The sequence below is a fragment of the Teichococcus deserti genome, from assembly GCF_001982615.1.
Taxonomy (GTDB): Bacteria; Pseudomonadota; Alphaproteobacteria; order Acetobacterales; family Acetobacteraceae; genus Pseudoroseomonas; species Pseudoroseomonas deserti.
The window spans coordinates 1-11,479 of the sequence record NZ_MLCO01000324.1; the positions used below are offsets into that span (position 1 = coordinate 1).

10 protein-coding genes are annotated in these 11,479 nt (G+C 68.2%); 1 reads left to right on the forward strand and 9 read right to left on the reverse strand.

What is annotated here, in order from left to right:
* Window positions 1-114: 114 nt before the first annotated feature.
* The 3 genes from BKE38_RS25895 to trxB form a co-directional block, all read right to left on the reverse strand.
* A complete protein-coding gene (locus BKE38_RS25895; RefSeq protein ID WP_131829727.1) occupies window positions 115-597 on the reverse strand; it encodes a hypothetical protein in 483 nt (160 codons plus the stop codon).
* Between the two features lie 320 nt (window positions 598-917).
* A complete protein-coding gene (locus BKE38_RS25900) occupies window positions 918-1,823 on the reverse strand; it encodes a LysR family transcriptional regulator (RefSeq protein ID WP_076960095.1) in 906 nt (301 codons plus the stop codon).
* 4 nt (window positions 1,824-1,827) lie between these two features.
* Window positions 1,828-2,802 (reverse strand): thioredoxin-disulfide reductase, encoded by a 975-nt coding sequence (gene trxB, locus BKE38_RS25905; protein WP_076960096.1) that lies wholly within the window; start codon window positions 2,800-2,802, stop codon window positions 1,828-1,830.
* A 137-nt stretch (window positions 2,803-2,939) separates the two neighbouring features.
* Here trxB and BKE38_RS25910 point away from each other — a divergent pair, with 137 nt between their 5' ends.
* Window positions 2,940-3,431 (forward strand): Lrp/AsnC family transcriptional regulator, encoded by a 492-nt coding sequence (locus BKE38_RS25910; RefSeq protein WP_076960097.1) that lies wholly within the window; start codon window positions 2,940-2,942, stop codon window positions 3,429-3,431.
* A 269-nt stretch (window positions 3,432-3,700) separates the two neighbouring features.
* Here BKE38_RS25910 and BKE38_RS25915 read toward each other — a convergent pair whose 3' ends face one another.
* From BKE38_RS25915 to carA, 6 genes are all read right to left on the reverse strand, one after another.
* Window positions 3,701-4,969 carry a threonine ammonia-lyase gene (locus tag BKE38_RS25915; protein WP_242662574.1) on the reverse strand — a complete coding sequence of 423 codons (1,269 nt, stop codon included), beginning with the start codon at window positions 4,967-4,969 and terminating at the stop codon, window positions 3,701-3,703.
* Window position 4,970: 1 nt separating this feature from the next.
* Window positions 4,971-5,444 carry a transcription elongation factor GreA gene (gene greA / locus BKE38_RS25920; protein ID WP_076960098.1) on the reverse strand — a complete coding sequence of 158 codons (474 nt, stop codon included), beginning with the start codon at window positions 5,442-5,444 and terminating at the stop codon, window positions 4,971-4,973.
* A 208-nt stretch (window positions 5,445-5,652) separates the two neighbouring features.
* Window positions 5,653-8,898, reverse strand: a complete 3,246-nt coding sequence (gene carB, locus BKE38_RS25925) for a carbamoyl-phosphate synthase large subunit (protein WP_076960099.1) — start codon at window positions 8,896-8,898, stop codon at window positions 5,653-5,655.
* Window positions 8,899-9,007: 109 nt separating this feature from the next.
* A complete protein-coding gene (locus BKE38_RS25930) occupies window positions 9,008-9,640 on the reverse strand; it encodes a LysE family translocator (RefSeq protein WP_076960100.1) in 633 nt (210 codons plus the stop codon).
* Between the two features lie 9 nt (window positions 9,641-9,649).
* Window positions 9,650-10,402, reverse strand: coding sequence for an SDR family NAD(P)-dependent oxidoreductase (locus BKE38_RS25935; protein WP_242662575.1), 753 nt, complete (start codon window positions 10,400-10,402; stop codon window positions 9,650-9,652).
* Window positions 10,403-10,447: 45 nt separating this feature from the next.
* On the reverse strand, window positions 10,448-11,479 hold a 1,032-nt coding region (gene carA, locus BKE38_RS25940; protein ID WP_076960102.1), incomplete at its 5' end, for a glutamine-hydrolyzing carbamoyl-phosphate synthase small subunit.

Consider the following 11,479-nt stretch of genomic DNA (forward strand, 5'->3'; position numbering starts at 1 on the left):
GGTGGGAAGAAGGGGCCGGCTCAAAGGGTCGAGAGGGATGTAACCATCCGTCGGCCTGCGTCAGTTCCTCGCCCATGCATGGCGACCGCCGGTCGCCATGCATCCAGCGCGGCCTTAAGGGGTCGCCGACGTGGGCGCTGCGGCTGTCACCGTCGCGACCGGGGGCTGCGCGCCGGACAGCGTCGGCGGCAGCACGGCAGGCGCGGCGACGCTGCCCGGCTGCACCGGCACCATCGTCACGTTGACTGGGGTATCATACTTGTTGTCCGCGCCCGACATGCTGTCGATCGCCCAGCCGATGCCGCCACCCAGCAGGATATTGCCCACTGTCGCCCCAGCGACACCGGACTTGTTGAAGTGACTGGCCTGCTGATAGCCGTTCATCACGCAAAGGATGGTGATGTCGTGTTTGCTCTTCTGCACCAGGATAGTACCCGGTGTCGCGGCAATAGTTCCGATATTCAGGTTCTCGCGATACAATCCGCAAGTGGCACCGGCGGGATTGGTATTGACCAGAATGTTCTGGGTGGTCCCATCCACGATGGACGAGCAACCGGCCAGCGTGATCATCAGTCCAAGGGCAGCAAGAAGGCGCATCAGTCTCTCCATGACGACGCCGAAATGATGACACGCTCACGAATCCGTGACTAGTTCGTCGCGTTGCGAATGGCACGGACGGGGACATGGTGTGGCCGGAAAGACGCAGTGCTTCCTACCATCAGACCAAAAAAAAAGGCCGCCAGCCCGAGGGCAGCGGCCAAGTCATACAGGGAGGCTTCACGTCTGGGAGACGAAGGATCCTGAGACCCTTTCCGACCTAGTCGCCGGATGCCTCCTACTTAGTCCTCCCCAGGCCATGCGCCCAGGCGCAAAACCTCTAGTCACCCATGCACATGATGCATGGTTAAGTTTTGGCTTCAGCTTGAATGCGAGTGCTGCAGCGCTGCCAGTTCCGACACCAGGAAGTCGCGGAAGACGCCGACGCGCTTCGAATGCCGCATTTCCTCCGGGTAGACGAAATAGGCGTCGATCCGGGGCGACTTCAGGTCGGCCAGAACGGGAACCAGGTCGCGCAGGTCGTCGCCCATGTAGTCGGGCAGCGCCGCGATGCCGAGGCCCGAGCGCACCGCATGCAGCATGGCCGGCAGCGAGTTCACCTCGACAGCGGCGCGGCGCGGGCTGCCGGGGCGGCGGCCGGCTTCCAGCAGCCAGTTGATGCTCTCGACCGGCGGGCGGTAGTCGCCATAGACGATCAGCCGGTGCGCATCGAGATCCTCGGCGCGCTGCGGGATGCCGGCGCCCTTCAGATACTCGGCCGAGCCCACGATCCGCCAGCCGAAGGTCGCCACATGTCGCTGGATCAGGTCCGGCTGCTTCGGCGGATGCATGCGGATGGCGACATCGGCCTCGCGCATGGCCAGGTCCAGGTCGGCATCGTCCAGCAGCAGGGTGACGGTGACGTCGCCATGCAGCCCCATGAACTTGCGCAAGCGCGGCGCCAGCCAGGTGGTGCCGAAGCCCGTGGTCGTCGTCACCTTCAGCCGGCCCGCCGCCCGCTCGCGGCTTTCGGTCAGCAGCGCCTCGGTCATGGCCAGCTTGGCGAAGACCTCGCGGACCGTGCGGTTCAGCGTCTCCCCCTGCTCGGTCAGGATCAGGCCGCGCGCATGGCGGTGGAACAGCGGAACCTGCAGCGCCTCCTCAAGCGCCTGGATCTGGCGCGAGACGGCGGACTGGCTGAGGTTCAGGGATTCACCGGCATGCGTGAAGCTGCCGGCCTCGGCGACCGCGTGGAAGACGCGGAGCTTGTCCCAATCGAGCGGCATGGCGTCAGGCTGCCTCTTCCTGGGTGTCGGCCTCGTGAAGCGCCAGGAATTTCTCGGCCTCCAGCGCGGCCATGCAGCCGGTGCCGGCCGCGGTCACCGCCTGGCGGTAGATGCGGTCCTGGACGTCGCCGGCGGCATAGACGCCCTCCAGGCTGGTCCGCGTCGAATCGGGTGCCGTCACCAGGTAGCCCTCCGCATCCATCTCCAACTGCCCCTTGAACAGGCTGGTGGCCGGGGCGTGGCCGATGGCGACGAACACGCCGTCCACCGCCAGCTCCCGCGCCTCGCCGGTCTGACGGTCGCGCAGCGCCAGCGCCCGCGCAACCGGCGTCCGGCCGCTGCTGTCCGCCAGGACCGATTCGGTGAGAGTATTCCACAGGATCGTGACATTCGGCTTGGCGAAGAGCCGCTGCTGCAGGATCCGCTCGGCGCGCAGGCTGTCGCGGCGGTGGACCAGGGTGACCTGGGCGGCGAGGTTCGACAGGTACAGCGCCTCCTCCACCGCCGAATTGCCGCCGCCGATCACCGCGACATGCTTGCCGCGGTAGAAGAAGCCGTCGCAGGTGGCGCAGGCCGAGACGCCGAAGCCCGACAGTTCCTTCTCGCCCGGGATGCCCAGCCACTTGGCCTGGGCGCCGGTGGCGATCACCACGGCCTCGGCCTCGTAGCGGTCGCCCGAATCGCCGAGGGCGATGAAGGGACGCTTCGACAGGTCGATGCTGGTGATCAGGTCGTAATGCAGCTTGGCGCCGACATGCTCCGCCTGCTCGCGCATCTGCTCCATCAGCCAGGGGCCCTGCACCGGCTGGGCGAAGCCGGGATAGTTCTCGACATCGGTGGTGATGGTCAGCTGGCCGCCCGGCTGCATGCCGGCGACGATCATCGGCGACAGGCCGGCACGCGCGGCATAGATCGCCGCCGTGTACCCGGCAGGGCCGGCACCGAGGATCAACAGGCGGGTGCGGTGCAGTTCGGGCAAGGGCTTGGTCCTGAAAACGCTCTGGTCGGGCAGGATATCGGAAAGATCGGCGTTTCCCGCAAGCCGATGCCTTGAACAGAGTGGCTCGTGCAAGGATATTGCGCCTAGAACGCCGCGCGAGCAACGAAACGGTTCCGATGAAGCCCGAAACGATTGACAATCTGGATGCGGTGGACCGGCAGATCCTGTCGGAGCTGCAGGAAGACGGCCGGATGACCAATGTGGAGCTGGCCCGGCGGGTTGAGCTTTCGGCCCCTCCCTGCCTGCGCCGCGTCCGCCGCCTGGAAGAAGCCGGGATCATCCGCGGCTACCACGCCGATATCGACCCGGTGGCTCTGGGCTGGGAAATCACCTTTTTCGCCCTGGTCGGCCTCGAGTCCCAGAAGCACGCCATCCTCTCCGCCTTCGAGCAGGACGTGATGTCCTGGCCGGAAGTGCGCGAATGCCACATGATCCGCGGCGGGGGGGACTTCCTGCTCCGCCTGGTGGCCCGCGACACCGCCCATGAGAACGCCCTGACCAACCGCCTGACCTCGGCGCCCAACGTCGGACGGGTCAGCACTTTGCAGACCATCCACACCGCCAAGGATGTGCCTGGGGTGCCGCTGGAAGGCGTGAAGCAAGGGTAGGGATCGTCCAAGACAGGGGCAGGCCAGGGGAATGAATTCCCCTGGACCCCTTCTTTTTTCTATTCAACGGCCGTTTGACCGGCAGCGCCTCGCCGGCCTCGATACGCGGGCAGCGCGGCGGGACGCCGTTCTCGTAAAATGGTGCTCGCCGACAGGTCGTGCTGCGTCCTGGCCGTTTCGCCTGCCGTCTCCACGTGGACACGGCAGTCACCCCAGAAAAAAGAAGGGGGTCTGGGGGAATTCATTCCCCCAGCCTGCCAATCCCTTCTCTACCCCCGCCGCACCACGTAATCGCCCGCTTCCATCGCGGCGATGATGGCGTTGCCCTGGGCCGCGTCGCGGACTTCGATCATCAGTTCCAGCTCGGTCGACTGCACGGTCGGCGCGCCGAAGAGCTGCTGGTGCTTCACCTCGATCACGTTGCCGCCGGCATCCGAGATCCGTTTCGAGATATCCGCCAGCACGCCGGGGCGGTCGGGGATGTCGAAGGTCAGGCGCAGGATGCGGCCGTCGCGCAGCAGCTGGCGCAGCAGCACGTTGGACAGCGCCCGGGCATCGATGTTGCCGCCGCAGACGGGTGTGCCGACGCGCTTTCCGGCGAAGCGGCCAGGGTGCGTCAGCAGGGCGGCGACGCCGGCGGCGCCGGCGCCTTCGGCCACCACCTTGGCGCCCTCGGCCAGCAGGGCGACGGCCTGCTCGACGGCGCGCTCGGGGACGACGAGGACCTCGATGCCCAGCTGCTTCAGCAGGGCATAGGGACGCTCGCCGACGTCGCGGACGGCGATGCCTTCGGCGATGGTCGGGCCGCCGACGGCGACGGGCTGGCCGGCCAGGCGCTGGGCCATGGCGGGATAGCCCTCGACCTCGACGCCATAGACCTTGAGGCCCGGGTTCAGCTCCAGCGCGGCGGCGGCGCAGCCGGCGAGCAGCCCGCCGCCGCCGACCGGGAAGATCAGGGTGTCGAGGCCGGGGGCGTCCTCCAGCATCTCGATCGCCATGGTGCCCTGGCCGGCCATCACCCCGGGGTCGTCATAGGGGTGAATGAAGGTCAGGCCGTCGCGCAGCGCGAGGGCATGGGCATGGGCGGCGGCCTCGGCCAGGGTCTCGCCGTGCAGCACCACCTCGGCGCCCCAGCTCTCGGTCCGCACCACCTTGGTGGCGGGGGTGAAGCGCGGCATGACGATGGTGGCACGGATGCCCAGCAGCCTGGCATGGCGGGCGACCGCCTGGGCGTGGTTGCCGGCGGACATGGCGATCACGCCGGTCGCCTTCTCGCGGGCCGTCAGCAGCGCCAGGCGGTTGGCGGCGCCGCGCTCCTTGAAGGCGCCGGTGGCCTGCAGGTTGTCCAGCTTCAGCCAGGCCTCGCAGCCGGCGACGCGGCCGATGACCGGGGCCGGCACGGTCGGCGTGCGCAGCACCGCGCCCTGGATGCGGGCGGCGGCGGCGCGGACATCGGCCAGGCTGATGGTGGGCGGCGTCGGCAGCTCGGCTGCCAGGCCGCCGGCGGGCGAGGCGCCGCCCAGGCCACGGCTGGTCATCTTAGTTGAAGCGGACCTTGGCGATCTCATAGGCGCGGGCGCCCCCGGGCGCCGGCACCTCGACGGTATCGCCGACCTTCTTGCCGAGCAGCGCCTTGGCCAGCGGCGAGGAGATCGAGACCGAGCCCTGCTTCGTGTCCGCCTCATGGGCGCCGACGATGCGGTAGGTCTTCTCCTCCTCGGACTCCTCGTCGATGATCGTGACATAGGCGCCGAAGCGGACCTGGTCGCCGGCCAGCTTGGAGATGTCGATCACCTCGACCGAGGGGACGACCGATTCGAGCTCGGCGATGCGGCCTTCGATGAAGGACTGGCGCTCACGGGCGGCGTGGTACTCGGCATTCTCGGAGAGGTCGCCATGTTCGCGCGCCTCGGCGATCGCCCGAATGACGGCGGGGCGTTCTTCCGACTTCAAGTGCCGCAGCTCGTCCTCCAGCTTGGCGAGGCCCTCGGCGGTCATCGGGAACTTCTGCACGGCAGTCCCTTCCTTCATACGCGGCAAAGCCGCCGGACGATGCGCCCGGCGGCATGGCGGCGCCGGGAATCCGGCACCGGATGGAAACAGAAGCGGGCGGCGCCCGCCGGAAAGAACAAGCCCCCCAGGACGAAGCCTCAGGGCGGCACCCTGGGGGAAGAACCGCAGCGGGCGGGACCGGGTTGCCCCGGTCCCGCCCCGCTCCGCCTCAGAACGAAGGGGGAAAGTAGGCCTGGAGCGGCGCCACATCAAGGGTTCCGGCCTTCAGCGCGGCGATCGCATGCACCGCCGCCCGGGCACCGGCCATGGTGGTGTAGTGCGGGATGCCATGGGTCAGCGCGCCGCGGCGGATGTCGAAGCTGTCGGCGATGGCCTGGCCGGTCCCGGTGGTGTTGATCACCATCTGGATCTCGCCGTTGCGGATGGCATCCACACAATGCGGCCGGCCTTCCATCACCTTGTTGACCACCGAGACCGCCAGGCCCGCCTCGCGCAGCGCCGCGGCGGTGCCGCGGGTGGCCAGCACCTGGAAGCCCATGTCGATCAGCCGGCGGGTGAAGGAGATGGCGGCCTTCTTGTCGCCTTCCTTGACCGAGACGAAGACCGCGCCGCTCTCCGGCAGCTTGACGCCTGCGCCCAGCTGCGACTTGGCGAAGGCGCGCTCGAAGGAGGCGTCGAGGCCCATCACCTCGCCGGTCGACTTCATCTCCGGGCCGAGGATGACGTCGACATTGGGGAAGCGGTTGAAGGGGAAGACCGCTTCCTTGACCGCGACGTGGCGGCTGATCGCCTCGTCGTCCAGCTTGAACTCGGACAGCTTCGCCCCGGCCATGACGCGGGCGCCGATCTTGGCCACCGGCACGCCGGTCGCCTTGGCGACGAACGGGACCGTGCGGGACGCACGGGGGTTCACCTCAAGAACAAAAATCTCGCCGTCCTTGACCGCGTACTGGACGTTCATCAGGCCGCGGACCTTGAGCGCCTTGGCCATGGCCTCGGTCTCGGCCTTCAGCTCGGTGATCACCGAGGGCGGCAGCGAATAGGGCGGCAGCGAGCAGGCGCTGTCGCCGGAATGGATGCCGGCTTCCTCGATATGCTCCATGACGCCGGCGACATAGACCTCGCCCGCCGCATCGCAGATGCAGTCGACATCGACCTCGATCGCGTCCTGCAGGTACTGGTCGATCAGGATCGGGTTCTCGCCCGAGACCTTCACCGCCTCCTGGCCGAAGCGCAGCAGCTGCTCCTTGTTGTAGGCGATCTCCATGGCGCGGCCGCCGAGGACGTAGGAGGGGCGGACGACGACCGGATATCCGATGCGCTCGGCTTCGAGCACCGCCTCGTCCAGATTGCGGACGATGCCGTTCTGCGGCTGCTTCAGGCCGAGGCCCTTCAGCAGCTGCTGAAAGCGCTCGCGGTCCTCGGCGATGTCGATCGCCTCGGCGCTGGTGCCGAGGATGGGGATGCCGGCCTTGTGCAGCGCCTGGCTCAGCTTCAGCGGGGTCTGGCCGCCATACTGGACGATGCAGCCCAGGATTTCTCCCTGTTCCTGCTCCTTGCGGATCAGGCTGATCACGTCTTCCGCCGTCAGGGGCTCGAAATACAGGCGGTCGGAGGTGTCGTAGTCGGTCGACACCGTCTCCGGGTTGCAGTTCACCATGATGGTCTCGAAGCCCGCCTCGTTCAGCGCGTAGCAGGCATGGACGCAGCAATAGTCGAACTCGATGCCCTGGCCGATCCGGTTCGGACCGCCGCCCAGGATCACGATCTTCTTCGAATCCGTCGGACGCGACTCACATTCCGGCGTGCCGAAGCCGCCTTCATAGGTCGAGTACATGTAGGGGGTATCAGAAGAAAACTCGGCGGCGCAGGTGTCGATGCGCTTGTAGACCGGCAGCACGCCGAGGCCGAGGCGATGCGCCATGACGGCGCCCTCGCTCTGCCCGGTCAGCGCGGCCAGGCGCTTGTCGGCGAAGCCCATCGCCTTCAGCCGGCGCAGGCCGGTGACGTCCTGCGGCAGGCCCTCGGCGCGGATGCCTTCCTCGGCCTGCACGATCTTCTCGATCTCGCGCAGGAACCAGGGCTCGAAGCGGCAGGCCTCGTGGATCTCCTCCACCGTCAGCCCGGCGCGGAAGGCCTGGGCCACGTTCAGCACGCGGTCCGGCTTCGGCGTGGCCAGCGAGGCGATATGCGCCTCCTTCGAGCCGTCGCCCGGGGGCGGCAGGTCGTCGAGGCCCGACAGCCCGGTCTCCAGGCTGCGCAGGCCCTTCTGCAGCGCCTCGGAGAAGGAGCGGCCGATCGCCATGGCCTCGCCCACCGACTTCATCGAGGTCGTGAGCGTCGCCGGGGTGCCCGGGAACTTTTCGAAGGTGAAGCGGGGGATCTTGACGACGACATAGTCGATGGTCGGCTCGAAGGCGGCCGGCGTCACCATGGTGATGTCGTTCTTCAGCTCGTCCAGCGTGTAGCCGATGGCGAGCTTGGCGGCGATCTTGGCGATCGGGAATCCGGTGGCCTTGGAAGCCAGCGCCGAGCTGCGCGAGACGCGCGGGTTCATCTCGATGACGACCATGCGGCCGTCGACCGGGTTGATGCCGAACTGGACGTTGGAGCCGCCGGTGTCGACGCCGATCTCGCGCAGGCAGGCGATGCTGGCATCGCGCATCCGCTGATACTCTTTGTCGGTCAGCGTCAGCGCCGGCGCGACGGTGACCGAGTCACCGGTGTGGACGCCCATCGGGTCCAGGTTCTCGATCGAGCAGACGATGATGCAGTTGTCCGCGGTGTCGCGGACCACCTCCATCTCGTATTCCTTCCAGCCCAGCACCGACTCTTCGATCAGCACTTCGCTGGTCATCGAGGCGGCGAGGCCGGCGGTGACGATCTGCTCGAACTCTTCGCGGTTGTAGGCGATGCCGCCGCCGGTGCCGCCGAGGGTGAAGCTCGGGCGGATGACGCAGGGCAGCTTGACCTGCTCGAGGCCGGCGCGGGCTTCCTCCATCGTATGGGCGATGTGGCTGCGCGGGCTCTCGATGCCGATCTTGGTCATGGCGTCGCGGAACTTGAGGCGATCCTCGGCCTTGTCGATGACCTCGGCCTTGGCGCCGATCAGCTCGCAGCCATACTTCTCGAGGACACCCGCCTCGGCCAATTTGAGAGAAGTGTTCAACGCGGTCTGGCCGCCCATGGTCGGCAGCAGCGCATCGGGGCGCTCCTTGGCGATGATCTTCTCGACCATCTCGACCGTGATCGGCTCGATATAGGTGGCATCCGCCAGACCGGGATCGGTCATGATGGTGGCCGGGTTCGAGTTCACCAGGATGACGCGGTAGCCCTCGGCGCGCAGCGCCTTGCAGGCCTGGGCGCCGGAATAGTCGAACTCGCAGGCCTGGCCGATGACGATCGGGCCGGCGCCGATGATCAGGATGGATTTGATGTCGGTGCGCTTCGGCATGTCAGGTCGCTCATTCGGTTGGGCGGGCCGGGGGTGAAGCCGGCCGGCGGGCCGCGAAGGAAATCGGATCGGGAGAAAGGGTTCAGCCAGAGAAACTAGGGAAAGAAAATCATCGCTTGCTTTGCAGGGCGAGGCTCACCGCCAGCCCGCCCAGCGCGCCGCCCATGATCCAGCGCTGCAGCGCCGCCCAGCGCGGGCGGCGGGTGAAGAAGCGGGCGACGCCGCCGGCGCCGACCACCAGCGCCGCATCGGCCAGCGTCGCCACGGTGATCTGCACCAGCCCGAGCGTGACCCCCTGCCAGAACAGCGAGCCCAGCGCCGGATCCATGAAGGGCGGCATGACGGCGACATAGAAGATCGCCACCTTGGGGTTCAGCAGGGCGGTGGCCATGCCGACGGCGAACAGCTTGCCGTCGCGCTCCGGCGGCAGGGCGCGCGGCGCGAAGAGCGGCTGGCCGCCCGGCCGGATGCTCTGCCAGGCGAGCCAGGCAAGATAGGCCGCACCCCCCAGCCGCAGCACGTCATAGGCGTAGGGGATGGCCAGAAGTGCTGCGGTGACGCCGGCCGCCGCGCCCAGCATGATCACCAGGCTGCCCGCCTGGCACCCGGCCAGCGAGACCAGCCCCGCCCGCGGCCCCTGCGCCACCGAGCGCGACACCAGGTAGAGCATGTTCGGCCCCGGTGTGATCGCTAGGCCGAGCGCCAGGACCGAGAAGGTCAGCAGGGTGGCGGCAGACAGCATCGTGACGCCTCAGCCGTGCACCGACAGGCCGCCATCCACCGGGATGGCGGTGCCGGTGACGAAGGCGCTGGCGTCGCTGGCGAGAAACGCGGCGATGCCGGCGAAATCCCCCGGCTGCCCCCAGCGCCTCTGCGGCGTGCGGGCCAGCACACTATCGTTCAGCGTCGGGATGTCGCGCTTGGCGCCGGCGGTCAGCTCGGTCTCGATCCAGCCGGGCAGCAGGGCGTTGACGGTGATGCCGTCCTGGCCCCAGGCGACGGCCAGGCTGCGGACATACTGCACGATCGCCCCCTTGCTGGCGCCATAGGCCGGCGACAGCGGCAGGCCGAAGATCGACATCATCGAGCCGATGCAGATCACCCGCCCATGCCCGCTGGCCTTGAGCTGCGGATAGGCGGCGCGGGTGAGCCGCATGACGCTGGTCAGGTTGGTGTCGAGGACGGTCGCCCAGTCCTCGTCGGTCACCTCCTGCGGCAGGCGGCGGATATTGGTACCGGCATTGTTGACCAGGATATCGAGCTTCCCGTCGGTGCGTTCCAGCACCGCGCCCAGGGCGCGGGCAGGGGCCTCGATCGCCGTCAGATCGGCGACAACGGAAAAAGAGTCGCCGCCGAGCTCGGCGACGGCGGCCGCGTTCTTGTCGGCATTGCGGCCGACGACGGCGATGCGCGCGCCGGCGGCGGCCAGGCCGCGCGCCATGCCAAGCCCGATGCCGCCATTGCCGCCGGTGACCAGCGCCACCCGGCCCGTGAGGTCGAACATCCCAGCCATCCGTGTCTCTCCCTTCGCCTGGCGGCTGCTGGAGGATCAGGCCGCCTTGTGCTTCTCGATCATCTCGACAAAGCGGTGGAAGAGATAGTGGCTGTCGGACGGGCCGGGGCTCGCCTCCGGGTGGTACTGCACCGAGAAGGCCGGGCGGTCGGTCGCGGCGATCCCCTCGTTCGAGCCGTCGAACAGCGAGACATGGGTGACGGTCACATTGGCCGGCAGCGACTTGTCGTCGACCGCGAAGCCGTGGTTCTGGCTGGTGATCTCGACCCGGCCGGTGGTCAGGTCCTTCACCGGCTGGTTGGCGCCGCGATGGCCGCGCTCCAGCTTGAAGGTCTTGCCGCCCAGGGCGAGGGCCAGCAGCTGGTGGCCCAGGCAGATGCCGAAGACCGGCTTGCCGGCATCCAGCACGCCCTGGATGGCAGGGACGGCATAGACGCCGGTCGCCGCCGGGTCGCCGGGGCCGTTCGACAGGAAGACGCCGTCGGGGTTCTGCGCCAGGATCTGCTCGGCGGTGGCCTCGGCCGGCAGCACGGTGACGTCGCAGCCGGCATCGGCCAGGCAGCGCAGGATGTTGCGCTTGGCGCCAAAGTCGACCGCGACGACCTTGTGCTTCCTGGCGGGCGTCAGGTCATAGCCCTGGCCCCAGGACCACAGCCCCTCGCTCCAGCCATAGGACTGGCGGCAGGTGACTTCCTTCGCCAGGTCCATGCCCTCGAGGCCCGGCCAGCCGGCGGCGGCGGCCTTCAGCGCGGGGATGTCGAAGCGGCCATCGGCGGGGAAGGACAGCACGCCGTTCGGCGCGCCGCCGTCGCGGATGCGGGCGGTCAGCGCGCGGGTGTCGACGCCGGCGATGCCGGGGATGCCGAAGCTCTTCAGCCAGGCATCCAGGTGCTTGGTGGCGCGGTAGTTGGCGGGCTCGGTCACGTCCAGCTTCACCACCAGGCCGCGGGCGGCGGGGGTGATGCTTTCCAGGTCTTCCTGGTTGGCGCCGACATTGCCGATATGCGGGAAGGTGAAGGTGATGATCTGCCCGGCATAGGACGGATCGGTCAGGGTCTCCTGATACCC